We start from the raw sequence: 24,284 nt of genomic DNA, 5'->3' as shown, positions 1-24,284 counted from the left end.
CCACGTCGACTTGCGGATGCACACCAGGCCTTCGGCACACGGCCCCGTTCGGCTCGGATCTTGAGATCCAGGTCACACAGGTAGGGTTCGCACCCGTGATCGAGCACCTCAGCATCCCCACCGAGGCGGGCACCTTCGACGCGATCGCGGCCGGTCCGGAGGACGGCCGCCCGGTGCTGCTCCTGCACGGCTTCCCCGAGGCCGCGATCGAGTGGGAGCACCAGGTCGCGGTCCTGGGCGCCAACGGCTTCCGCGCCGTCGCGCCCGACCAGCGCGGCTACTCCCCCGGCGTGCGGCCGGAGCGGTACCAGGAGTACACGACGACGCACCTGGTCGGGGACGTGCTGGCGATGGCCGACGCGCTGGGCTGGGGCACGGTCGACCTGGTCGGCCACGACTGGGGTGGCGCGGTCGCGTGGTGGACGGCGATCGAGCACCCGGACCGGCTGCGCACGCTCACCGTGTTCTCCACCCCGCACCCCGGCGCCCTGCGGACCGCGTTGCAGACCGACGAGGAACAGCGGATGCGGTCGCAGTACGTGCTGGACTGGCGTGAGCGCAGCACCGAGAGGCGGATGCTGGACAACAACGCCCACGCGCTGCGGCAGATGTTCGAGTACCGCGTGCGGCCCTCGCACGTCGACGAGTACGTCCAGCGCCTCTCCGAGCCGGGCGCGCTGTCGGCGGCGCTCAACTGGTACCGCGCGGGCAGGCCGGACGGCGTCGCGGACAAGGTCGGCGTCAAGACCATGTACGTGTGGAGCACCGAGGACGTGGCGTTCGGGTCGGTGGCGGCGTTCGAGACCGAGAAGTGGTGCACGGGCGCGTACCGGTTCGAGATGGTCGAGGACGTCAGCCACTGGATTCCCGAGGAGGTCCCGGAGGCCGCGTCCGGCCTGATCCTGGAGAACCTCGGCTGAACCTGCTCCTCCGCTGGCGGCACCTGCCGGAAGAGGAAGCTGTTCTGGCTGGTCAGCGGCTGCGGCAGCGCTTCGGCACCCGGTCGCGCACGGCGCTCGGCTTCCGACCGGCCCGCCGCACCGACTAGGTTCGGGGCATGCGCGTCGCCGGGCTCCTGCTGGCCGCGGGGGCAGGCCGCCGGTTCGGCACCCCGAAGGCCCTCGTTGCGGTGCACGGCAAGCTCTTCGTCGACATCGCGGCCGAGGCGCTGCGGTCCGCGGGCTGTGCTCCCGTGGTCGTGGTGCTGGGTGCCGCGGCCGGTGAGGTGCGGGCGAGGGCGGCGCTGACCGGGGTGACCGTCGTCGACAACCCCGGCTGGGAGTCGGGCATGGGATCGTCGTTGCGCACCGGCCTGCACGCGGTGGGCGTGGTGGACGCCGTGGTGGTGCTGCCGGTGGACACCCCCGGTGTCACGGTCGCCGCACTGCGCCGGCTGATGGCGCTCGCCGCTCCGGACGTGCTGGCGCGGGCGGTGTACGACGGCGAGATCGGTCATCCGGTGCTGATCGGCAGCGACCACTTCCCCGGTGTCATGTCGTCGGCGGCGGGCGACCAGGGCGCCCGGGAGTACCTGAGGTCGGCCTCCGTGCGGCACGTCGAGTGCTCGGACGTGGCGGACGGCGCCGACGTGGACCGGCCGGAGGACCTGAGCACCGGCTCTCAGGGCCGTGCGCAGACAGCGGCCCGCGCGCACCCGACCGCGACCACGAGCTGCGCCAACGCCACCCACACCGGCCACAGCTCGGCGTAGGTGACCGCCAGGGTGATGTGCGTGGCGGCTGCGGCGGTGAACACGGCGGTCAGCACGACCCAGGTGACGAAGTACCGCCTGATCCGACCCACCCCCGTCCGCCGCGGACTGCCCTCATGGCGCGTATCGGCAGTTGTGGTGCTCGGGTTACTGGTGAGGCCTCCGGCAATCGGGTACTACTGGGCCGCATGACGACCGACACCGTGACCGGGTCCGACTACGGCACCTTCGTGCGCACGCACCTGACCCGCGTCGAGCAGCACAACTCCAGCGCGCTGGACGACGTGGCGGAGCTGGTGCTCGCCGCAGTGCAGGCCGACGGCACGATCCTCACCGCCGGCGCCGGCCACTCCCTGGCGGCGGTCGCCGAGACCTTCTACCGCGCGGGTGGCCTGGCCTGCGTGCGCCCGATCTACCACCCCGAGCTGCTGCCGATGCACGGTGCGATCAGCAGCACGGCCGCCGAACGCCGCTCCGGGCTCGCGGGCGAGGTGCTGCGGGAGGCCGGTCTGGCGCCGCACGACGTGCTGTTCGTGTTCTCGACCTCAGGCGTCAACCACTACCCGGTGGAGCTGGCGCTGGAGGCGGCGGAGGCCGGCTGCCCGGTCGTGGCCGTCACCTCGGTGTCCGCGAGCTCCCAGGCCCCGCGCCGCGCGGGCACGACGCTGGCCGAGGTCGCGACCGTCGTGCTGGACAACCTGGTGCCGCCCGGTGACTCCACCTACCCCGAGCAGGCACCGGTGACGGCCGCGGTGTCGACCATCGCGACGGCGTTCCTGTGGAACCTGCTGATGGTGCGGCTGCTCGACAAGGCGACCGAGACGGGTGTGCAGCTGCCGTTGTGGCGCAGCGCGAACGTCGAGGGCGGCGACGCGGCCAACGCCGACATGCTGCGGCACTACCAGACCCGGATTCCCCAGCTGGGCTAGTCCTATCGGCCGGTGCTCGTCCTAACGGCCAAAAGCTGTCACAGCAACGGGAACTTCCACAGGATCTCCACATCGCCGCGTTAGCCTCCCACCGGGGAAAGACCTACCTGGGGGGAGCTTCACCGGTGGAACGCAGGACACGCAGACTCGTGTTGATCGGCGGAACGCTCGTCACGGCCACCGTTGTGGGCGTGGCGGGCGTCATGCTGTGGGGTGGCGGTTCGGCCAGTTCGAGCGGACCGGGCGGGACACCGGCCAAGCCGGTGGTCGACTCGCCGGGCTCGGTGGCGCAGTCGTTCGCGACCAGGCTGTTCTCGAACGACTCGACCGCCGCCGCCGCGTTGACGGACGCACCCGACGTGGCCGGCAAGGCGTTCGCCGCGACCAGGACGGGCATGGGGTCCTCGGCCTACCAGGCCAGGCTGCTCACCGCGCCCACCGTCGCGGAGGACGCGACCACGACCGAGGTTCCGGCCGCGGTGACGTGGTCGCTGCCGAACTCGGCGGTGCTGAAGTACGAGGTCAAGATCGGCCTGCAGCGCGCGGGCACCACGTGGAAGGTCCACTGGACCCCCGCGCTCATCCACCCGCAGCTCACCGAGGGCGGTTCCTTGGTCTACCGCGCCGCGCTCGCGGACGGGGCGCTGCTGGGCCGCGACGGCAAACCGCTGGTGCCGGGTGCGCTGCCGGAGGGCCTGTACACGACGATCACCGGTGCCGCGGGTGACCTGAAGGGCACCGACGGCTGGGAGGTCGGGCTCCAGTCACCCGCCGGGTTCGTGCCGCTCGACGGCAAGAAGCCGGAGATGGGCGAGAAGCTCACCGTCACGATCGACCCGGCCCGCCAGGCCGCAGCGCAGGCCGCCGTCGACGCCCTGCCGCAGGGCGCCGCGATCGTCGCACTCGACCCGGCCACGACCGAGGTCCTCGCGGTGGCGCAGAACAAGGCGCTGGCCGGCACCAACCCGTTCATCGGCCGCTACGCCCCCGGCTCGACGATGAAGATCGTGACCGCGGCCGCGGCGATGGACGCCGGCCTGGTGCAGCCCGGCACCACCGTGCCGTGCCCGGCGCGCGCCACCATCGGCACCCGCACGGTGAACAACGACGGCTTCGGTCACGAGACCCTGCCGTTCCACACCGCGTTCGCCCTGTCCTGCAACACGACCTTCGGCCAGCTCGGCCTGAAGCTCGGCCCGCAGGCCCTGCCCGCGATGGCCAAGCGCTTCGGCCTCGGCGCCGACTGGGACATGGCCGGCGCCACCACCAACACCGGCAAGGTGCCGCCCGCCACCGGCGACCAGCAGGTGGAGAACAGCTTCGGCCAGGGCAACGTCGAGGCCAGCCCGTTCGGCATGGCGCTGGTCGCCGCCACCGTGGCCTCCGGCCGCACCCCGACCCCGACCCTGCTGCGCGGCCGCACCGGCGTACCGGGCGACGTGGGCGCGCCCCCGCCCCGCGCCGCACTGCCCGCGCTGCGGCAGATGATGTCCGAGGTCGTCACCAGCGGCACGGCGAAGCAACTGGCCGGTCTCCGCGGCCTGGCCGGCAAGACCGGCACGGCCGAGGCCGGTGGCGGTACGGCGCACGGCTGGTTCGTGGGCTACCAGGGGAACGTGGCGTTCGCGGTGTTCGTCGAGAAGGCCGGGTCGTCGCAGAGTGCGGTGAACGCGGCTGGCGCGTTCCTCCGGGGGTGATGCTGCGGGTGGTCCGCCAGAGGTGATGCCGAGGGGTGGTTCGCCTGGGGTGAGCAGGTTTCGGCGGAACGCTCGTGGGTTCGGCGGAAGGCTGAGGGGCGCGGCGGCGGTCACCTTGGTGCCCGCGTGCCGCGTGCGGCGCGCAGTGAGGCGCGGCGCGTGGGGTGGCGCGGCGAGGTGCGCGGCGTGAGCCGAGGTACGGCGCACGGCGCGCGGCGAGGCCCGGCGGCGCCCGGCGGGTGGCGAGGTGCGGCCCGGCGCGTGGCGAGGTGCGGCGCACCGGGCGGCGGAACGGGCGCGCAACGCCTCGCCCAGCGGGACGCCTCGGGCACGACAGCGGCCGCCCGGTCGTCATGCAGCGGCGCGCGCAGCGCCGTGGTGACCGAGGCGTTGCGTCGGGCGTGCGCCCCCGTGGTGCGCGCGAGCGACGACGCGCCGCCCGGCGGCATCACGCGCGGCGCTCACGCCAGCTCGTCGCGCGACGACACGAGCGCCGCCGCGCCAGCGGAGCCCCGTCAAGGCGGCCGACCAACGGCACCCACGACGCGAGCGCCGTGGCGCGGGTGCCGTCAGGGGGACGTGGCCTCCGCGTGGGCGCTGAACTGCGGCGTCGGGTACACCCCGACGACCGGGGGCTCGGCGAACTGCGTGTTGTACAGGTCCGCGTACCGCCCCTCGGCCCGCATCAGCTCGGCGTGCGTCCCCCGCTCCACGATCTCGCCGTGTTCCAGCACCAGGATCTGGTCGGCGTTGCGGATGGTCGACAGCCGGTGCGCGATCACGAGCGCGGTGCGGCCCTTCAACGCCTCGGTCAGCGCCGCCTGCACCGCCGCCTCGGACTCCGAGTCCAGGTGCGCGGTGGCCTCGTCGAGGATCACGACGCGAGGCTTGGCCAGCAGCAGGCGCGCGATGGTCAGGCGTTGGCGTTCGCCGCCGGACAACCGGTAGCCGCGTTCGCCGACGACCGTGTCGAGCCGGTCGGGCAGCGACTCCACCAGCTCGACCAGGCGGGCCCGCCGCAGCGCGTCCCACAGCTCGTCGTCGGACGCGCCGGGGGCCGCGTACTCCAGGTTCGCGCGGATCGTGTCGTGGAACAGGTGCCCGTCCTGCGTCACGACGCCCACGGTGCCGCGCAGCGAGTCGAAGCTCAGGTCGCGAACGTCCACATCGGACAGGCACACGGACCCGGAGTCAATGTCGTAGAGCCGGGGTACGAGGGAGGCCAGCGTCGACTTGCCCGCGCCGGACGAGCCGACGACCGCGACCAGCTGACCGGCCTCCGCCTTGAAGCTGACGCCGTGCAGCACCTCCTCGCCGCCGCGGGTGTCCAGGGTGGCGACCGACTCCAGCGAGGCGAGCGACACCTTCGCGGCGGCCGGGTAGCCGAACCGCACGTCGTCGAACTCGACCGACACCGGCCCGTCCGGCACCGCACGCGCGCCGGGGCGTTCCTGGATCATCGGTTCCAGGTCGAGCACCTCGAAGACCCGCTCGAACGACACCAGCGCCGTCATCACGTCGACGCGGGCGTTCGCCAGCGCCGTCAGCGGGGCGTACAGGCGGGTCAGCAGCAGCGCCAGCGACACCACGGTGCCCGCGGCCAGGTGGCCGGTCAGCGCCAGGTAGCCGCCGAGGCCGTAGACCAGGGCCTGCGCGAGCGCGGACACGAGCGTCAGCCCGGTCATGAACCAGCGGGTGGCCATGGCGGTGCGAATGCCGATGTCGCGGACCTTCGCGGCCTTGTCGGAGAACTCCTGCTCCTCGCGGTCCGGGCGGCCGAAGAGCTTCACCAGGGTCGCGCCGGGAGCGGAGAAGCGCTCGGTCGACTGGGTGACCATCGAGGCGTTGAGAGTGGAGGCCTCGCGCTGCATGTCCGCCATCCGCCGGCCCATCCGCTTGGCGGGCAGCACGAACACCGGCAGCAGCACCAGGGCCAGCGCGGTGACCTGCCACGACAGCGTGAACATCACGCCCAGCGACAGGACCAGCTGGATGATGTTGGTGACGAACCCGGACAGCGTCGAGGTGAATGCGCGCTGGGCGCCGATCACGTCGTTGTTCAGCCGGGAGACGAGCGCGCCGGTGCGCGTGCGGGTGAAGAACGCGACCGGCATCTTCTGCACATGGCCGAACACGGCCCGGCGCAGGTCGTAGATCAGGCCCTCACCGATGCGCGTGGACTGCCACCGCTCCACCACGCCCAGACCGGCGTCGACCACCGCGATGAGCGCGATGGCCACCGCGAGCCACACCACCACCGAGGGCGCGGACCCACCGACGATCGCGTCGACGACGCGACCGGCCAGCAGCGGGGTCGACACGGCGAGGACCGAGGAGATCACCGTGAGCAGGAGGAACACGACGAGCTTCGCGCGGTGGGGCCGGGCGAAGGCCAGCACGCGCCGGAAGGTGCCGCGGCGCACCTTGGCCGGTGCGTCCGAGGTCACCCCCATCATGAATCGCCAGGAGCTGTAGCCGTCCACGCCTTCTAGAACAGCACAGCGGTCTGACAATTCCTGCACAGAACGCCTGGAGCTGCGGTTCAGCTCTGAGCGGACGCCAGTGCCGCGAGCGAGCGGATGCGGCGCAGCTGCGCGGCGCGTTCCGCGGCCAGCTGGTCGGCGAAGGGCACGCCGGAAGCCGCCGACGCCACCAGCGCCAGCGTCTCGGTGACCGCGCCCGCCATCGGCTTGAGCACGGAGGCCACCAGCGCCTCGACCGTCGCGTCCAGCTCGGCCGCGGGCACGACGGAGTTCGCGAGGCCGATCCGCAGCGACTCGTCGGCGGGGACCCGCCGGGAGGTCACGCAGATCTCGGCCGCGCGCGAGTACCCCACGAGGCGCACCAGGGGCAGTGTGCCGCCGAGGTCGGGCACCAGTCCCAGCCCGGTCTCGGCCATGCAGAACTGCGCGTCCTCGGTGAGCACGCGGAAGTCGCACGCCAGCGCCAGCTGGAAGCCCGCGCCGATGGCGTGCCCCTGCACCGCCGCGATCGTCACGCGCGCCGGGTCGCTCAGCCACGTGAACCCGGCCTGGTACGAGGCGATCCGCGCGTCCGCCTCCTCGGGCGGCAGCGCGAGCATCCCCGGCAGGCCACCGGGTTCTCCGTCGACCGGCTCACCGGTGAACATGCGCCGGTCCAGCCCCGCCGAGAAGGCGCGGCCGGCACCCCGGACGACCACGACGCGGACGTCCGGGTCCAGCTGTTCACCGATGTGCCGCAACGCCTGCCAGGTGGCGGGCGTCTGCGCGTTCAGCACGTCGGGACGGTCGAGCGTGACGGTGGCGAGCGGTCCGGCAAGAGCGAGCCGGACGCCACCGCGCTCGAGCACACCAGCGTCGACAGCGGGCACTGGCATGTCGGTACCTCCGGCGGACTAGAAGCTAGTTACCGGAGAGTAGCAGTCTGGTGGGGTACTACTTCTTCTTCGTCCGGGTGGCGCCACCGCGACCGCGCAGCGTGACGCCGGATTCCGACAGAACCCGGTGCACGAAGCCGTAGGAACGCCCGGTGCTTTCGGCCAAAGCCCGGATGCTCGCGCCCTTTTCGTACTTCTTCTTCAGGTCAGCGGCCAGCTTGTCCCGCGTGGCGCCGGTGATCCGGGCACCCTTCTTCAGGTCAGCCACCTCGTCCCGCCTTCCGTACGAGCAGGTCGGGCCGTTCGACGGCCCCTGTCGTCGCAATGATCGAACAGGTTCACGCAGAACGCCAGGTGATCAAGCAAAGAGATCGCCGAACGGTCGATTCGATCACACTCAGTTGATCACAGGGTGCGCACGGTAGTCCTTTGACGCGTGGAGATCACGCGAGCTGCACGAGCTCCAGGTAGTCCTCGGACCAGTGGTCCTCCGTGCCGTCGGGCAGCAGGATCACCCGCTCGGGCTCCAGCGCCTCGACCGCGCCGGGGTCGTGCGTGACGAGGACGACCGCGCCCTCGTAGCGCCGCAGCGCGTCGAGCACCTGCTCGCGCGAGGCCGGGTCGAGGTTGTTGGTGGGCTCGTCGAGCAGCAGCACGTTCGCCGCCGAGGACACCAGGCCGGCGAGCGCCAGCCGGGTCTTCTCGCCGCCGGACAGGGTGCCGGCGGGCTGGTCGAGCTGCTCGCCGCTGAACAGGAACGTGCCGAGCAGCGACCGCAGCCGCTGTTCCTGCTCGTCCGGTGCCATGTGCCGGATGTTCTCCCACACCGACGCGCCGTGGTCGAGCGTCTCGTGCTCCTGCGCGAAGTAGCCGATCTTGAGGCCGTGGCCGGGCACGACCTGGCCCGCGTCCATCTTCTCGCTGCCGCCCAGCAACCGCAGCAGCGTCGTCTTGCCCGCGCCGTTGAAGCCGAGCACGACGACGCGGGAACCCCGGTCGATCGCGAGGTCCACGCCGGTGAAGATCTCCAGCGAGCCGTAGGACTTGCTCAGACCCTCTGCCATCAAAGGGGTCTTGCCGCACGGGGCCGGCGCCGGGAAGCTGATCTTCGCGACCTTGTCGCTCTGGCGCACGTCGTCGAGACCGTCGAGGAGCTTCTGCGCGCGCTTCGCCATGTTCTGCGCAGCAACGGCCTTCGTGGCCTTCGCGCCCATCTTCGCGGCCTGCGTCATCAGCGCGCCGGCCTTCTTCTCGGCGTTCGCGCGCTCGCGGCGACGGCGCTTCTCGTCCGTGGCGCGGGCTTCGAGGTACTTCTTCCAGCCGAGGTTGTAGATGTCGACCTCGCCGCGGATCGCGTCGAGGAACCACACCTTGTTCACGACGTCGTCGAGCAGCTCGACGTCGTGGGAGATCACGACGAGGCCGCCGTCGTGGGACTTGAGGAAGCCGCGCAGCCAGGTGATCGAGTCGGCGTCGAGGTGGTTGGTCGGCTCGTCGATCAGCAGGATGGTGCTGGACTTCGCGCCGATGCCCGCCTCGGAGGCGGCGAACAGGATGCGCGCCAGCTCGACGCGGCGGCGCTGACCGCCCGACAGCGTGCTGAGCGGCTGCGCGAGCACCCGGTCGGGCAGGCCGAGGTTGGAGCAGATGCGGGCCGCCTCGGACTCGGCCGCGTACCCGCCGAGCGCGGCGAACCGCTCTTCGAGCTTGCCGTAGCGGGTGACGGCCTTCTCGAGCTCGTCTGGGTCGACCAGCTCGGACATCTTCGACTGGGCCTTCTCCAGGTCGCGGAGCAGCTGGTCGAGGCCGCGGGCGGACAGGACGCGGTCCTTGGCGATGACGGACAGGTCGCCCTCGCGCGGGTCCTGCGGCAGGTAGCCGAGCTCGCCCTTGCGGGTGATGGTGCCGCCGTAGGGCTGGCCCTCACCGGCGAGGACGCGCAGGGAGGTGGTCTTGCCGGCGCCGTTGCGCCCGACGAGGCCGATCCGGTCGCCGGGCTGGACGCGCAGGTTGGCGCCGCTCACGAGGATGCGTGAGCCCGCGCGCAACTCCATGTCGGTTGCGGTGATCAAAGAAGACTCCGGGTAGGTGGGTACGGCAAAGGGGCGGCACGTACTGCGGCGGCCTACTCCAGGAGGATCACGCGAACCATTCTACTGGTCGCGGGCCACCGGATTTCCCACCTGTGTCCAGACGCATAGATTGCCGGCCATGAGCGACGACTTCTCCGGCAAGACCGCGCTGGTCACCGGTGCCTCCCGCGGCATCGGCCTCGGCATCGCGCGCGAGCTGCTCTCCCGCGGCGCGTCCGTCACGATCACCGGCCGCAAGGCCGACCAGCTCGCCGCGGCCGCCGCCGAGCTCGGCGGCGGGGTGCTGACGGTCCAGGGCAACGCGGGCGACGACGCGTCCCGCGAAGAGGTCGTGGCGCGCACGGTGGCGGAGTTCGGCAGCCTCGACGTGCTGGTGAACAACACCGGCATCAACCCCCAGTTCGGTTCCCTGATGGACGCCGACCTGGCCGCGGTGCGCAAGATCTTCGACGTGAACGTGGTGGCGGCACTGGGTTTCGTGCAGCTCGCGTGGAAGGCGTGGATGGGCGAGCACGGCGGCGCGGTCGTCAACGTCGCCTCCGTCGGCGGCATCCGCTCGACCGGTGTGATCGGCGCGTACGGCGCCTCGAAGGCGGCGCTGATCCGCCTGACCGAGGAGCTGGCGTGGCAGCTGGGCCCGAAGGTCCGCGTCAACGCCGTCGCACCGGCCGTGGTGAAGACGAAGTTCGCCGAGGCGCTCTACACCGGCCGCGAGGAGGAGGCGTCGCAGCAGTACCCGATGAAGCGGCTCGGGACGCCGCAGGACGTGGCGGGGCTGGTGGCGTTCCTGTGCTCGGACGCGGCGTCGTGGATCACCGGGGAGACCGTGCGGGTCGACGGCGGGCTGCTGGCGACGGGCACGGCGGGCTGAACGGCCCGCCAGCGCGACATGAGACGCGGCGGCAGGTTCCCCGGAGGCCCGGACCACCTGATGCGGCTCACACGGCTCTCAGGACGGCTCCGCGGCCTCCCCCGGCACCCCGAGCACCTCCAGGAACGCCGCGGCGGCCGGTGTCAGCCCGGCCGTGCTCCACACCAGGTGCTCCACCCGTGCCGGCCCGTCCACGACCGGCACGGTCACCACCCCGCCCAACCGCGGCGCGTACCGCGACGGCAGCACCGCGACCGCCAGCCCCTCGCGGATCAGCCCTGCCATCAGCTCCGCCGTCGTCACCTCGAACGCGACCTCCCGCACCAGCCCGGCCGCCGTGAACGCCTGGTCGGACTGCGACCGCCCCGGTGATCCCGTCGGGAAGTCCACGAACGGCTCCGCGGCCAGCGCCTCCAGCCCCACCTCGTCCCGCTCCGCCAACGGGTGCGATGGCGCGAACACGGCGACATGCCGGTCGCGCGCCAGTTCACGCCCGCGCACCCCCTCGGGGCGCGCGGTGGGTGGCAGGCCGAGGAACGCCAGGTCCAGGGCGCCTTGGCGGACCTGCTCGACGAGCTCGTGGCTCGGCTGCATCCGCAACGCCACCCGCACCTGCGGGTAGCGCTCCCGGAACACCTTCAGCGCCGCCGGCAGGTCCACGGCCGCCACGGTCGGGATCACGCCGATCAGCACCCGCCCGCGCACCTCCCCCACGGCCGCCGCCACCTCGGCCGCGGCGCGGTCCGCGAAGTCGAGGCACTGGCGTGCGGCGGGCAGGAACGCCGTGCCCGCCGGGGTCAGCCGCACGCTGCGGCTGGTGCGGTCGAACAGGCGCGCGCCGAGCTCGCGTTCGAGGCGGGCGACCTGGTGGCTCAGCGCCGACTGCACGACCAGGCAGCGCTGGGCGGCACGGGTGAAGCTGCCGGTCTCGGCGACCGCGACGACGTAGCGCATCTGCTGGAGTTCCACCCATCCATCTTGAACCACGATGGATGACGTGACAAACATGCGTTGGACTCATCCACGCTGGTAACCAACACTGTGAGGCGTGCAGAACAACGACCTCTCCCGCACCGCGCTCGCGGCTTTCGCGCCGGTGGTCTGGGGCTCGACCTACGTGGTCACCACTGAACTGCTGCCCGCGGGGCACCCGCTGTTCGCCGGGTTGCTGCGCGCGCTGCCGGCGGGCCTGGTCGCGCTGGCGTTCACCAGGACGCTGCCGCGCGGGTCCTGGTGGTGGCGGGCCGGCGCGCTCGGCGTGCTCAACATCGGCCTGTTCTTCCCGTTCCTGTTCATCGCCGCCGAACGCCTGCCCGGTGGCGTCGCGGCCACGCTGGGGGCGGCCCAGCCGCTGGTGGTGGCGCTGCTGGCGGTCGGGGTGCTCAAGGAGAGCCCGTCGGCGTGGCGGTGCGCGTGGGGTGTCGTCGGCGTGGTCGGCGTCGGTCTCGTGGTGCTGGGGCCCGCGGCCGGGTTCGACCTCGTCGGCGTGCTGGCGGGCCTCGGCGGGGCGGCGACGATGGCGCTCGGCGTGACCTTGACGAAGAAGTGGGGGCGGCCCGCCGGTGTGGGGCCGACGGCGTTCGCCGGGTGGCAGCTGACCGCGGGCGGGCTGTTCCTGGTGCCGGTGACGTTCCTGGTCGAGGGACCGCCACCGGCGGTCGGGCCGGCGGCGGTGATCGGGTACCTGTGGCTCGGCGGTGTCGGCGGGCTGCTCGCCTACGTGCTGTGGTTCCGCGCGATCACCACGCTGCCGGTCACCTCGGTCTCGGTGCTCGGCCTGCTGTCCCCGATGGTCGCGGCGCTGCTGGGCGTGGTGGTGCTCGGCCAGACGCTCGGCCCGGTGCAGCTCACCGGTTTCGCCCTCGCACTGGCCGCGATCGTCGCGAGCCAGCGTCCCGCGCCCGTGCTCGCCAGGGGCGTTCTCCGGTGAAGATCGCAGTGGTCGGCGCCGCGGGCATGGTCGGCGCCGAGGTGGTGGCCGAGGCGGCACGGCGCGGGCACGACGTGACGGCGGTGGTCCGCAGCACGGTGCCCGAGGTGCCGGACGGGGTGCGGGTGGTGCGCGGTGACGCGACCGACCGCGCGCTCATGGCCGACGTGCTGTCCGGAGTGGACGGTGTCGTCGCCGCCACCCGGCCGCGGCCGGGGCAGGAGCAGAGCGCCGGGCCGGCCACCGCGGCACTGCTGGACGCCGCGCTGGCCGCCGGGACGAGGGTGCTGGTCGTGGGTGGTGCCGCGCCGCTGCGGTCACCGGGTGGCACGGGGCTCGTGCTCGACGACGACCGGTTCGTGCCGGCGCACGTCCGCCCCATCGCGGCGGCGAGCGTGCGGCAGCTGGAGGTGTGCCGGGCGCACGCGGCGGACTGGGTCTACCTGAGCCCACCGGCGTTGCTCGAACCCGGTGAGCGCACCGGCACTTATCGGCGCGGCGGCGACGAGATGCTCACCGGTCCGTCCGCGATCTCGGCGGCGGACCTGGCCATCGCGGTGGTCGACGAGCTCGAACGGCCCCGCGGCGACCGGCACTTCACGGTCGCGAGCTGAGGTCCAGCCGCAGCACGACCTCGCCGTCCTCCACCTCGCCGGTCGGCACGAAGCCGTAGCCGAGGTAGAACGGCCCCGGCGTGCCCTCACCCGGCACGTAGCTGGTGAGCAGCTCGGGAACGCCGTGCGCGCGCAGCAGTGCCACGACCTCGTCGAGGATCGCCGTGCCGTAGCCGCGGCCCTGGTGCTCGGCGCCGATGAGCAGGCGCCACAGGAAGTACGGCCCCAGCAGGCCCGGTCCGGGCGTCACGTCCCAGCTGAGCATGACGAACCCGACCGGCACGTCACCGGTGTAGGCGGCGCGGTACCAGGGGTTGCCCTCCGGGTGGTCCTCCGCGTCCTGGAACGACTTCTCGACCGGGGCGACGAAGCGTTCCTGGGACGGGTGCACGCGCACGGCCGCCACGGCGGCGCGGTTGGCGTCGGTGACCTCGACGAGGCGGATCCGGGTGGTCATGCCCGGATTGTGCCGCTCAGCAGCACGACGTGGGCGTGGTCGGCAGGAACTGCCCCGAGGCGGAGGTCGTGGTGGCCGGTGTGCCCGGCGGGGACACCGCGTTCGACGTGTCCGGCGTGCCGGGTGGGCTCGACGCCGGCGGCGGCGTCTGCGGTGGCGGGGTCTGCTGCGTGCCCGACTGCGGGGTGGTGCCGGGTGGCAGCGTCGTCGTCTGCGGCGGTGTCCGCTCGGCCGACTCCGGTGACGGTGAGGTGCTCGCCGGCGCCGGCGTGCTGGTCGACGACGAGGGTCCCGGTGTCAGCGGTTCCGGTGGTGCGGCGCCGGGCAGCACGGCCAGCGCCACGGCCACGACACCGACGGTCGCGAGCCCGGTGCCGGCCACGGCGACCGCACGCCGCCGGGACCGCACGGCCCGCCCGCGCCGGATGAGGTCGGCGGCCGTGACGGCGGGCGGCGGCGTCCCCTCCGCGTGCAGGGCGGAGAAGGTCTCCCGCAGGTCGTCCTCGCGAACCATCACACCTCCAGCCTCAGGTGGTCGAACTCCGGTCCCAGCTTGCGCCGCAGGGTCTCCAGCCCCTTGCTGGCCTGCGACTTCACCGTGCCCGCGGAGCACTTCAACGCGGCGGCGGTGTCCTCGACGCTCAGATCGTGCCAATAGCGCAGCACGAGCACGGCGCGCTGCCGTGCGGGCACGGCGGACAGCGCCTGCCAGACGACGAGCCTGTCCTCCGCCCCTGCGGCGGAGGACAGGCCCTCTGGAGGCGTGTCGGTGAGCTTCTCCCTGCGCCAGCGGACCTTGCGGCGTTCGGCGAGGAACGTCCGCACCACGATCTGCCGCAGGTACGGTTCGAGCCCCGACCGGTCGGCGAGCTTCGGACCGGCCAGGTAGAGCTTCAAGAACGCCGACTGCACGACGTCCTCCGCTTCGTGCCAGCTACCGCACAGCAGGAACGCGGTGAACCGCATCGAGTCGGCTGACCGGTCGAAGCAGTCGGTGAACTCGGCCTCCCAGTTCAGCGGTGACTCCTCACCCGGCGGGCTGCGACGAGACCGGCGGCGTCGTCGCGGGCGGCGTCCAGGTCGTCGGCGGCAGCGCGGGGCTCGTGGCCCAGGTGGTCGTCGGCGGCTGCTGCGGGGTGGTGGGCAGCGGCGTCGGCAGGATCGACGACGGCGGCGGCGTGGTCGGCGGCAGGCTCGTCCCGGGGGACGTCGGCAGCACCGTCGTCGACGGCGGTTGCTCCGGCGTGCTCGACATCGAGGTGGGCGCCGGCGTGGTCGGCGGGGCCTGCGCCGTGGAGGAGGTCGGCCGCGGCGCCGAGGACGTCGGCGCGTGGTCCGGTGTGCCGCCGCCACCGTTCAGGGCGAGCGCGGGTACCGCGATGCCCACCGCTCCGAGCGCGACGGCACCCGCCACGATCACCATTCGTTTGCGCACTTGCGACTCCAGCAGGTCGGTGGCGCCCTCTAGGCACCCTCACCCCCATCCATGCGGTCGGCGCCCGGCCGGGTTGCCCGCGTGTCCTGGATCACGATCTCGACGCACCGGACGCGGCGGGCGGCCTCGTCCAGCACCGCGCGCCGCGGTTCGGGCACGTCGAGCACCCGGTCCTCCGCCCTGGTGAAGACGCCGGCGAGCCTGCGGTCGTCGCGCAGGACGTCGAGCGCCTGCCGGTCGCCGCCCAGCACCACGCCGTCCAGCTCCGCGAGCCGGGGCACCAGGACGCGGGCCACGTCGTCGGCGGCGGCCCGCAGCGCGACGCGCGCCTGCCCCTCCCTGCGGCGGGCGAACCGCTGCTGCGACCAGCCGCCTGCCCGGATGCGGCCGTGGACCTGCTTGCGGTCGGTCGCGGACACCTCGACCCGGTCACCGAACGCGACACCGACGCTGTGACCGCCGAGCCGGACGAGCACGAGTCCGACCCGCCGCGGTTCGGCGAGCTTCTCCACCACCTCGTCGAGGGTGGTTCCGCCGCGCGTGACGAAGGTCGCTGTTGCTCCGTCTGCCGCGGTGATGACGACGTTGCCATCAACCCGCACGTCAACGGGCCCGTGACGCTCCGCGAACCGCGTGACCCACCCGTGCACGCGCTCGGGTTCGACCTCCACCGCGCGCCCTCCGGGAACGGGCCGGACCCGGCTCACCGCCCCGCCACCCTGCGCGACATGCGGAGTTTCCCGGTCGTTTCCCATCCGGCGGTGCGCGCGGGCCGCGTCCGGACCACCGGAACGGGCGGGGAACCTCCGGGCGCGCGGTCCCGTCGGAGGGGGGTCATCGTGCACACACTAGAACCACCTCGACACGGCGCGTGAGCAGCACGCGGATGTTACTGATCGGTTCATGACGCTTGACAGATGAGCCTCGAAAGCGTGAACTCGTGAACCGTATGGATTAACCATTGACTCCATCCGGCGCCGACCAGCGCAGTTCACGGGCGGGTAGGGTCACTGGGGCGTGATCTTATGACAGCGGGGAGTCACCATGACCACTGCTGCCGGTCGACCAACACTGACTGTTGACGACACCGACTCAACGGGCCACGGCAGCCTTACGCAGCTCTTGACCACCGGACCGTTTCCGGAGGCTCTTCGAGCCGCGATCAAGGCCAGTCGACTCAGCCTCGACCGCATCCAGCACCGGTTGGCACTGCGCGGCGTGACGATCAGCGTCGCGACGCTCAGCTACTGGCAGTCCGGGCGGCGCAGGCCAGAGCGCCCGGAGTCGCTGGAGGCGCTTCGTCACCTCGAGTCGGTCCTCGGCGTACCTCAGTCCGGTCTCTCGGCGCTGCTCGGCCCACCTCGACCACGGGGACGCCGGTGCCGCCCGACGACCATGATGCCCATCGACGCACTGTGGGCTCGCCGCGAACGCGTGGCGAACCTGCTCTCGAAGGTCGACACCTCGTCCGACCTGAAGCTCGGCCGGATCAGCCAGCACGACCGCATCGAGATCTCTGCCGACGGCGGGCAGAAGTCCGTGTGGGTGCGGCAGATCCTGCGCGCGGAACAGGACGGCCCCGACCGCTGGGCGCTCGTCTTCGAGACCGAGGAGTCCGACGTGCTCCCCGAGATCGTGAACGTGCGCAACTGCCACCTGGGCCGCATCGCCCGTGACCACGAGGCCAACATCATGGTCGCGGAGATGATGTTCGAGCGGCCGCTGACCCGCGGCGAGACCCTCATCATGGAGTACCAGCTGGTGTTCCCCGAGGGCCACGCCCCGAAGGGCAACAACACGTTCGCCCGCAAGTTCCGGCTGCCGGTCCGCGAGTACGTCATCGAGGTGCGCTTCGACGAGGCGAACCTCCCCTCGCGGGTCCAGCAGTACAGCGTGCCCGCCGGTGACGAGACCCCGTCCCGCCGCCGCAACCTGACGCTGGACTCCGGCGGCGGGGTGCACGCGGTGGCGCTCGGGTTCGGTCCCGGTGTGTTCGGCATCCGCTGGGAGTGGCCGAACCGCTAGTCGTTCCGCTTCGCCCAGGAGGGCCGCTTCCCCGGTGGGGAGGCGGCCCTCCTGCGTTGAGCGGCCGGTGAGGACGTGACGGGGCCCTGGCACCCGTGAGCTCGGTGCCAGGGCCCCTGTCAGCCGTTCAGGTCACACCCAGCCGGCGACGTGCAGCGTCACCGCCCGGACCGAGCCGCGGTCGGAGCTGACCACGTCGGCGACCTTGAACGTCCAGGTGCCGTCCGCCGCCTCGCCGAGCAGCGACGACAGCTGTCCGGCCGGCCGCCAGGTGCCGGTGAACGGCTGGTCGGCCGAGGTCAGCGTCGAGAACGCCCGCGCGGCCGAGTCGTCGAACACGGCCTGGCAGATGTTGTTGCCGAGGCTGCCGGTGCGCGAGAACAGCGTGACCGACTTGCCCGAGGGCGCCGTCAGCGTGCCGACCAGGTCACCGACGAACGTGTGGTCGATGCCGACGGTCGTGGCACCGTCCGCGGTCGAACACGTCGCACCGTCGACGGAGAGCTTCAGGTTCGACGCCGCACCCACACCCGTGACGGGCAGGGAGATGGACGCGCCCGTCGGGTCGTTGTCCGGGATCGCGACCGGTGCGCCGGTGTAGGCGAACGTCTTGAAGTCGCGTGACGGCTCACCGACGCGGAGGGTGAACGACGCCGTGGTCGGCGACGTCGAACCCGCGTAGGTCACCCTGGCGTCGAGCCGGACCGCGGAACCGAGGCCCGCGGACGCCGGCACGGTCACCTTGAAGGTGTTCGAGGCCGTCTGGCCGACCTCGATGGTGCCGTAGAACTTGGACCGCGGCGCGATGGTCACGCCGGCGGTCGGCGAGGTCAGCACCAGGGACGTCGACGCGGCCGGGCCGTCGCCGCCGTTGGTGACCGGCACGGTGACCGTGGAGGTCGTGCCGGGCTTGAGGAAAGCGCTTCCGTCGTTGTCGTTCACGACGGTCGGCTTCTGCGCGCGGGCCAGTGCCTGCGGGGACGCACCGGTGTAGGCGAGCGCCCGGTCGGCCATGACGATGCCGGCGCCGGTGCGGTTGTCCACTCCGGACTCGACGATGTCGATCGCCGTGGTGACGAGGGCTTCCTTGACCTCGGCGGGCGTGAGCGTCGGGTTGCCGGACAGGATCAGGCCGGCGATGGCGGCGGCGTTCGGCGCGGCGGCCGAGGTGCCGAAGAACGGGTTGAAGCCGCTGACCGAGGTGGCGACGCCGTCGGCCGCGGTGATGTCCGGCTTCTGGCGGGTCTCGGCGAGGGGCGTGCCGTCGGCGGCGAAGAACGTCTTGCGCGGGCCGTCGGAGGTGAAGCGCTCCGGCTTCTGCGCGCTGTCGAAGGCACCGGGGTACGGGCCCTTCGGGTTGGCCGGGTCACCGGGTTCGAGGTCGAACGGCAGTGCCCCGGCGGCCGGGGCGGCCGCGACCGAGATCGCACCCTTGGCGGCGGAGTGACCGCGGGTCACGCCGGGCGTGACGAACTTCTTCAGCCCGTCGTTCGAGTCGGCGAAGCGGCCGCCGAACAGCGTGAGCCCGAAGTGCACGTCCTCACCGCGGAACTTGACGACCGCGAGCCGCGTGCCGGTCGAGCTCGTCGGGGTGTTGAGGCGCTCGTACGGGTCCTGGGCGCCGTCCTGGTTGTTCTGGCTGAAGGTGACGACGTTGCCCTGGGCGTTGACCAGGTACAGGTCGTAGTCGTTGAACGACTGGCCCAGCGGGTCGGCCCAGTGCAGCGTGACCGGGGCGTCACCGGAGTAGTTCGACAGCGGGTTGAACAGCTGCTTGGCGTTCGGGTCGGGGTTGAAGTCGTGAGCGGTGCCCGCGAACTTGCCGACGCCGACACCGGAGTCGACGAACTTGCCCTCCCAGTAGCCGGCCGTGCCGTCGGCGACGTTGCCCTGGTTGCCGGCGCTGGAGAAGAACACGGCACCGTCGGCGGCGACCGCGTCGACCGCGCGGGCGATGATGCCGTCCTGGAACGGCGACTCGTTGAAGTAGATGACGTCGTCGACGATGACGTCGCAGCCGAGCTGGAAGCGCAGCTTCCTGATGTTGTCGGCGAAGCTCGCGTCGCCGTTGAACGCCGTCGCGAAGCCGAGCTCCGCGTTGGGAGCGAGGTCGTGGAGGATCTCGAGCATCGCCGTGCCCTCGTCGCCGGAGCCCTCCTGGCCCGGGACGACGTCGACGGCGGGCAGCTCACCCGCGGCCTGCGACACGGCCAGCGACGAGATGCCGTCGGACAGGGCGCACAGCTTCACGCCGACGCCGGTGACGTGGAACGAGCCGCGCGCGGCGTCGGCGCTGTGGGCCTTGTCGCTCTCGGCGGTCTTGGCGGCCAGCACCGCGGTCCGCTGCTCGGCGAGCCGGCGCTCGATCTGCCGCGCCTTGTCCTCTTTGGACGGAGCGGCCTTCTTGCTCTTGCGGTCCCGCTTGTTCTCGACGCTCTGCGTCATCGCGTCACTGCCCCGCTCGACGCGGGCGACGTCGGCGCGGCCGGCGATGTCGGCGAGCTTGGTCAGCGGCAGCTCGGCGCGAACCGTGCGGTTCTCGGGAGACACCGCCCGGATCTGCCCGCCCGCGGCACGGACGGCGTCGACCAGGCCCTCGGAGTACTGCTTCGCACGGACGTCGACGACGGTCGTCGAGCTCGACGACACCGCGACACCGGTCTGGACCTGCGGGAGGGCGCTGGTGACGCCGACCTGGACGCGCTTGCGGGCCTCGACGACCAGAGCGCTGTCTACTTTGGACTCAGCTGGGGTGAGCGACTTCTTGATGCTCTGCAACGCGGCGATCTGTGCCGCCGTGCGGTCGTTGATGGACTTCGACGCCTTGACCGGATCCGCGCTCGCCGGCGTGACCGCGGTCAGCGCGGCCAGCAGCACCGCGGTGCCCGCCGTGACCAGTGTCGTGCCTCTTCGAGATGGGCGCACAGGGCTTTCCCCCCGAACGTTGGCGTGTCCCCCGAGAACACGCGGCCTACGACCGGATGATCCCGGTCGAGGCGCCAACGTATGGTGCACGACTGATCACAGTCAGCATCCTTTTGGGCTACTTCCCACTGAGCAGGCGCAATCACAGTTCACAGAACAAACGCGTCAGTCCACAACTGACCGGTTCGTCCCGACAGAGCTTCCAGCAACGCGGCCGCCTGGTTGTCGGTGAGCGACGAGACGAAGTCCACCACGGCCCTTCCCCTTGCCAGGCCTCGCACGACGTCCGGTCCGACCGACAGCTCACCCGCGGGACCGACCAATGTGGACGGCTCCGTCCGGGCGAGCGCCGCGTACTCCGTTTCGGCCAACTCGACGAGGTCGTGAAGCCTGCGCGGCAACCGGTCCGCCTCGGTGCGGTCCGTGACCCACTGGTCGAGCGCGTCCACGAGCGAGGTCAGCAACCGCGCCTGCCCGCGCTGGTGCAACGCCAAGTCCGGCCGCAACAACACGAACCGCCGGTGGACGAACTTGAGCACCTGCACCTCGTGCCACTGCGCGACCGCGAGCACCACGTGCCCCGATCGCGGCGTCGGCTCCTCGATCACACCGACCGCGTCGACCAGTCGGCGCGTCCACCGCGCACTGAACCCGGCCACCGCCTGCTCCGCCTCGACCGACCCGTCGAACGGCACCGCGAGCAACCCGTCGACCAGCTCCTTGCTGACCTTGCGCACCGCCATCGCGAACGCCTCGTCGTTCATCACCCACGAGTCCTTGAGGTGCATGCGCCGCCGCAACGTCTCCAGCGACCGCCCCGGCATCCGGATCTCGGCCTCGAGCTCCGCATCGCTCAACCCGGCGAGCTCCAGCGCCTGCGCCTGCCACGTGCCGAGCTCCGCCGCGACCGTCGCGTGCTGCAACACCCCGACCCGGTGGAAGTCCTCCAGGTCGTGGATGGCGTAGGCGATGTCGTCCGCGGTGTCCATGACACTCGCCTCGACCGTCTGCTGCCACGCCTCGATCCGCCCCTCGAACGGCTCGCGCGCCTGCTGCAGGTCGCTCATCTCCGTGACGTAGGCGGAGAACTTCGCACTGCCGGTCCCCGGCATGTCAGCCGGCTCGGCCGCACCGCGGGGCGCGATGGCGAGCCCCAGGTCCTGGTGACGGGTCCACGGGTACTTGAGCATCGCGGCACGGACGGCGACGGTCAGGTCCAGCCCGAGCGCCTTGGGCCCGCGCACGTCGGTGGTGGTGATGATGCGGAACGACTGCGCGTTGCCCTCGAACCCGTCGGGCAGGGCGAACCGGTGGCGGGCCAACCGGTCGAGCACCTGCTCGCCGAGGTGGCCGAACGGCGGGTGGCCCAGGTCGTGGGCCAGGGCGGCGGCCTCGACGACATCGGGGTCGCAACCGCCGAGCTTCTCCAGCACCGCGGTCAGCTCGGGGCGGTTCGTGAGGCGTTCGGCGATGGCGCGGGCGGCCTGGGCGACCTTCAGGCTGTGGGTCAGCCGGTTGTGCACGAGCAGACCGGAGCCGGTGGAGCTGACGACCTGCGTGACACCGCCGAGCCGCGCGAAGAACGGGGAGCTCGCGACGCGGTCGCGGTCCACCCGGAACGGGTTGGTCGCGAGGTCCGCGGTCTTGCTCGTGCCCCCGGACCGGCGGGCGGTGCGCTGCTCGTTGTGCATGTGCAGAAGGTACCTGTGGCGGGTCGGCTGTTCGGTACGGCTCTGGGGTGTCCGGGGTTGGGCAGTGATTCCGGTTGCAGTGGCTGGGATTGGGCGGCGATTGGCGTTGCGGAGGCTGGGGTTGCGGTGACTGGGGGTTGGGATGACCGAGGTCGGAGCAGCTGAGGCCTGGGCCGGCTGGGTTCGGCTTCGGGGTGATCGAGTTCGTGGGATGACTCGGCTTGAGGGCGACTGGGCTCGGTGGGCTCCGCGGTGGGTGAGTTCCGGAGGGGCGGCTTGGGGCTCAGCTCGGGAGTGGTCGGGTTGGAGTCGTTGAGGACATGCGGCCTCCCCCACGCGGTTCCATATTGGCGGGCGAAGATGACCATGAGTTCCGGACAGCTCGGATGGGTGGACATCTACAAGACGGAGGAAGGACGAGATCCGGACAACGTTCACCCGGTCGAGTGAGCCCTGAGCGCAGGGGCGGCTGGAGCGCGGCTGCGGGAGTGCTGGAGGGGTGAGCCGGCAAATGCAGAAAGCCCCTGAGGGGAGCGGCTGGCGCTCGACCCTCAGGGGCTTCTGTACGTAAGTTCGGCGGCGACCTACTCTCCCACACCGTAACCAGTGCAGTACCATCGGCGCAGAAGGGCTTAACTACCGGGTTCGGAATGGGACCGGGTGTTTCCCCAACGCTATAACCACCGAAACACTATGAAATTACAACCAGCAACCCCGCGGGGTCGCGATCGGTTCTGGTTGTTCTTCCAGAACCGCACAGTGGATGCGTAGCGTCTTCGTAACAAGTCCTCGGCCTATTAGTACCAGTCAGCTCCAACCGTTACCGGTCTTCCACCTCTGGCCTATCAACCCAGTGGTCTAGCTGGGGGCCTTAACCCACAAAGGGTGGGATACCTCATCTTGGAACGAGCTTCCCGCTTAGATGCCTTCAGCGGTTATCCCTTCCGAACGTAGCCAACCAGCAATGCTCTTGGCAGAACAACTGGCACACCAGCGGTCCGTCCGTCCCGGTCCTCTCGTACTAGGGACAGCCTTCCTCAAGTATCCTACGCGCGCGGCGGATAGGGACCGAACTGTCTCACGACGTTCTAAACCCAGCTCGCGTACCGCTTTAATGGGCGAACAGCCCAACCCTTGGGACCTACTCCAGCCCCAGGATGCGACGAGCCGACATCGAGGTGCCAAACCATGCCGTCGATATGGACTCTTGGGCAAGATCAGCCTGTTATCCCCGGGGTACCTTTTATCCGTTGAGCGACCACGCTTCCACAAGCCATGGCCGGATCACTAGTTCCGACTTTCGTCCCTGCTCGACCCGTCAGTCTCACAGTCAAGCTCCCTTGTGCACTTGCACTCGACACCTGATTGCCAACCAGGCTGAGGGAACCTTTGAGCGCCTCCGTTACTCTTTGGGAGGCAACCGCCCCAGTTAAACTACCCACCAGGCACTGTCCCTGATCCGGATCACGGACCGAGGTTAGACATCCAATACGACCAGAGTGGTATTTCAACGATGACTCCACAACCACTGGCGTGGCCGCTTCACAGTCTCCCACCTATCCTACACAAGCCGAATCGAACACCAATACCAAGCTATAGTAAAGGTCCCGGGGTCTTTCCGTCCTGCCGCGCGTAACGAGCATCTTTACTCGTAATGCAATTTCGCCGGGCCTGCGGTTGAGACAGTCGAGAAGTCGTTACGCCATTCGTGCAGGTCGGAACTTACCCGACAAGGAATTTCGCTACCTTAGGATGGTTATAGTTACCACCGCCGTTTACTGGCGCTTAAGTTCTCAGCTTCGCCCCGAAGGACTAACCGGTCCCCTTAACGTTCCAGCACCGGGCAGGCGTCAGTCCATATACATCGTCTTGCGACTTCGCATGGACCTGTGTTTTTAGTAAACAGTCGCTTCTCGCTGGTCTCTGCGGCCGTCTCGCCCTAGCCCGCAAAAGGCTTCAAGCGCTACGGCCCCCCTTCTCCCGAAGTTACGGGGGCATTTTGCCGAGTTCCTTAACCACAGTTCGCCCGATCGCCTCGGTATTCTCTACCTGACCACCTGTGTCGGTTTGGGGTACGGGCCGCGTGAAAGCTCGCTAGAGGCTTTTCTCGGCAGCATGGGATCACTCTACTTCGCCTCAATCGGCTACGCATCACGTCTCAGGATATGTGAAGCACGGATTTGCCTATGCTTCTCCCTACACGCTTGCACCAGTACTACCACTCACTGGCGGAGCTACCCTCCTGCGTCACCCCATCGCTTGACTACTACAAGTTCAGGTCCCGCGCTCCACTTACCCCTCGATCCCGAAGGATCTTCGGAGGGCTTCGGGCGGTTAGTATCACAAGGTTCATCATGGGCGCGTTCACACGGGTACGGGAATATCAACCCGTTGTCCATCGACTACGCCTGTCGGCCTCGCCTTAGGTCCCGACTTACCCTGGGCGGATTAGCCTGGCCCAGGAACCCTTGGTCATCCGGCGGACGAGTTTCTCACTCGTCTTTCGCTACTCATGCCTGCATTCTCACTCGCGTAGCGTCCACGGCTG

20 protein-coding genes and 2 rRNA genes (1 of these 22 cut by a window edge) are annotated in these 24,284 nt (G+C 70.7%); 8 read left to right on the top strand and 14 right to left on the bottom strand.

Annotated elements, in window-relative coordinates; genetic code table 11:
• The first annotated feature begins 95 nt into the window (after positions 1–95).
• From ACVDFE_RS18855 to ACVDFE_RS18840, 4 genes are all read left to right on the top strand, one after another.
• On the top strand, positions 96–920 hold the full coding sequence (locus tag ACVDFE_RS18855; RefSeq protein WP_360396106.1) for an alpha/beta fold hydrolase: 825 nt from the start codon (positions 96–98) through the stop codon (positions 918–920).
• Between the two features lie 137 nt (positions 921–1,057).
• Positions 1,058–1,711 carry a nucleotidyltransferase family protein gene (locus ACVDFE_RS18850; RefSeq protein WP_360396105.1) on the top strand — a complete coding sequence of 218 codons (654 nt, stop codon included), beginning with the start codon at positions 1,058–1,060 and terminating at the stop codon, positions 1,709–1,711.
• A gap of 188 nt (positions 1,712–1,899) precedes the next feature.
• Positions 1,900–2,640: an SIS domain-containing protein gene (locus tag ACVDFE_RS18845; protein WP_360396103.1), complete on the top strand. Its 741-nt coding sequence runs from the start codon at positions 1,900–1,902 to the stop codon at positions 2,638–2,640.
• A gap of 125 nt (positions 2,641–2,765) precedes the next feature.
• Complete coding sequence (locus ACVDFE_RS18840) at positions 2,766–4,337, top strand: penicillin-binding transpeptidase domain-containing protein (protein ID WP_458431242.1); 1,572 nt, start codon at positions 2,766–2,768, stop codon at positions 4,335–4,337.
• A gap of 569 nt (positions 4,338–4,906) precedes the next feature.
• On the opposite strand, the gene ACVDFE_RS18835 is transcribed toward ACVDFE_RS18840, so the two are convergent.
• From ACVDFE_RS18835 to ACVDFE_RS18820, 4 genes are all read right to left on the bottom strand, one after another.
• Positions 4,907–6,790 (bottom strand): ABC transporter ATP-binding protein, encoded by a 1,884-nt coding sequence (locus ACVDFE_RS18835; RefSeq protein ID WP_458434357.1) that lies wholly within the window; start codon positions 6,788–6,790, stop codon positions 4,907–4,909.
• An 89-nt stretch (positions 6,791–6,879) separates the two neighbouring features.
• Positions 6,880–7,695, bottom strand: a complete 816-nt coding sequence (locus ACVDFE_RS18830) for an enoyl-CoA hydratase/isomerase family protein (protein WP_360396099.1) — start codon at positions 7,693–7,695, stop codon at positions 6,880–6,882.
• Positions 7,696–7,753: 58 nt separating this feature from the next.
• A complete protein-coding gene (locus ACVDFE_RS18825) occupies positions 7,754–7,963 on the bottom strand; it encodes a helix-turn-helix domain-containing protein (RefSeq protein WP_030473247.1) in 210 nt (69 codons plus the stop codon).
• A gap of 175 nt (positions 7,964–8,138) precedes the next feature.
• The gene (locus ACVDFE_RS18820; protein ID WP_360396095.1) at positions 8,139–9,767 is read right to left on the bottom strand and encodes an ABC-F family ATP-binding cassette domain-containing protein; all 1,629 of its coding nucleotides are present in this window, start codon (positions 9,765–9,767) and stop codon (positions 8,139–8,141) included.
• Between the two features lie 139 nt (positions 9,768–9,906).
• Here ACVDFE_RS18820 and ACVDFE_RS18815 point away from each other — a divergent pair, with 139 nt between their 5' ends.
• Positions 9,907–10,659 (top strand): SDR family oxidoreductase, encoded by a 753-nt coding sequence (locus tag ACVDFE_RS18815; protein WP_360396093.1) that lies wholly within the window; start codon positions 9,907–9,909, stop codon positions 10,657–10,659.
• 78 nt (positions 10,660–10,737) lie between these two features.
• Here the strand turns inward: ACVDFE_RS18815 and ACVDFE_RS18810 are convergent, their stop codons facing one another.
• Positions 10,738–11,628 carry a LysR family transcriptional regulator gene (locus ACVDFE_RS18810; RefSeq protein WP_360396092.1) on the bottom strand — a complete coding sequence of 297 codons (891 nt, stop codon included), beginning with the start codon at positions 11,626–11,628 and terminating at the stop codon, positions 10,738–10,740.
• Positions 11,629–11,707: 79 nt separating this feature from the next.
• Between ACVDFE_RS18810 and ACVDFE_RS18805 the strand changes: the two genes are divergently transcribed.
• Together ACVDFE_RS18805 and ACVDFE_RS18800 are read left to right on the top strand one after the other, a co-directional pair.
• Complete coding sequence (locus ACVDFE_RS18805; RefSeq protein ID WP_458431240.1) at positions 11,708–12,589, top strand: EamA family transporter; 882 nt, start codon at positions 11,708–11,710, stop codon at positions 12,587–12,589.
• A complete protein-coding gene (locus ACVDFE_RS18800; protein WP_458431238.1) occupies positions 12,586–13,203 on the top strand; it encodes an NAD(P)-dependent oxidoreductase in 618 nt (205 codons plus the stop codon). The genes ACVDFE_RS18805 and ACVDFE_RS18800 overlap by 4 nt, the downstream gene beginning before the upstream one ends.
• Here the strand turns inward: ACVDFE_RS18800 and ACVDFE_RS18795 are convergent.
• The 5 genes from ACVDFE_RS18795 to ACVDFE_RS18775 all read right to left on the bottom strand — a co-directional run bounded on the left by ACVDFE_RS18795 (position 13,187) and on the right by ACVDFE_RS18775 (position 15,802).
• Positions 13,187–13,660 carry a GNAT family N-acetyltransferase gene (locus ACVDFE_RS18795; protein WP_458431237.1) on the bottom strand — a complete coding sequence of 158 codons (474 nt, stop codon included), beginning with the start codon at positions 13,658–13,660 and terminating at the stop codon, positions 13,187–13,189. The two genes, ACVDFE_RS18800 and ACVDFE_RS18795, sit on opposite strands and share 17 nt — an antisense overlap.
• A 16-nt stretch (positions 13,661–13,676) precedes the next feature.
• Entirely contained in the window at positions 13,677–14,174 is a 498-nt protein-coding gene (locus ACVDFE_RS18790; protein WP_458431235.1) for a hypothetical protein, read from the bottom strand.
• Positions 14,174–14,626 carry a SigE family RNA polymerase sigma factor gene (locus tag ACVDFE_RS18785; protein ID WP_360396084.1) on the bottom strand — a complete coding sequence of 151 codons (453 nt, stop codon included), beginning with the start codon at positions 14,624–14,626 and terminating at the stop codon, positions 14,174–14,176. The genes ACVDFE_RS18790 and ACVDFE_RS18785 overlap by 1 nt, the downstream gene beginning before the upstream one ends.
• Before the next feature lie 61 nt (positions 14,627–14,687).
• The gene (locus ACVDFE_RS18780) at positions 14,688–15,095 is read right to left on the bottom strand and encodes a hypothetical protein (protein ID WP_458431234.1); all 408 of its coding nucleotides are present in this window, start codon (positions 15,093–15,095) and stop codon (positions 14,688–14,690) included.
• A 29-nt stretch (positions 15,096–15,124) separates the two neighbouring features.
• Entirely contained in the window at positions 15,125–15,802 is a 678-nt protein-coding gene (locus tag ACVDFE_RS18775; RefSeq protein ID WP_458431233.1) for an acVLRF1 family peptidyl-tRNA hydrolase, read from the bottom strand.
• A gap of 415 nt (positions 15,803–16,217) precedes the next feature.
• On the opposite strand from ACVDFE_RS18775, the gene ACVDFE_RS18770 reads away from it, so the two are divergent.
• The gene (locus ACVDFE_RS18770; RefSeq protein ID WP_232837002.1) at positions 16,218–17,120 is read left to right on the top strand and encodes a hypothetical protein; all 903 of its coding nucleotides are present in this window, start codon (positions 16,218–16,220) and stop codon (positions 17,118–17,120) included.
• A gap of 132 nt (positions 17,121–17,252) precedes the next feature.
• Here the strand turns inward: ACVDFE_RS18770 and ACVDFE_RS18765 are convergent, their stop codons facing one another.
• The 4 genes from ACVDFE_RS18765 to ACVDFE_RS18750 all read right to left on the bottom strand — a co-directional run.
• Positions 17,253–20,045, bottom strand: coding sequence for a S8 family serine peptidase (locus ACVDFE_RS18765; protein ID WP_458431232.1), 2,793 nt, complete (start codon positions 20,043–20,045; stop codon positions 17,253–17,255).
• A gap of 149 nt (positions 20,046–20,194) precedes the next feature.
• Complete coding sequence (locus tag ACVDFE_RS18760; RefSeq protein ID WP_458431231.1) at positions 20,195–21,736, bottom strand: deoxyguanosinetriphosphate triphosphohydrolase family protein; 1,542 nt, start codon at positions 21,734–21,736, stop codon at positions 20,195–20,197.
• A gap of 571 nt (positions 21,737–22,307) precedes the next feature.
• Positions 22,308–22,424: ribosomal RNA gene (gene rrf / locus ACVDFE_RS18755) — 5S ribosomal RNA — on the bottom strand.
• 89 nt (positions 22,425–22,513) lie between these two features.
• A 23S ribosomal RNA gene (locus ACVDFE_RS18750) occupies positions 22,514–24,284 on the bottom strand; it runs 1,313 nt beyond the window's last position.

This window comes from Lentzea chajnantorensis (assembly GCF_054300775.1).
Note: the sequence above shows the minus strand (reverse complement) of the source record. Positions and strands in the feature narration are given on the sequence as shown.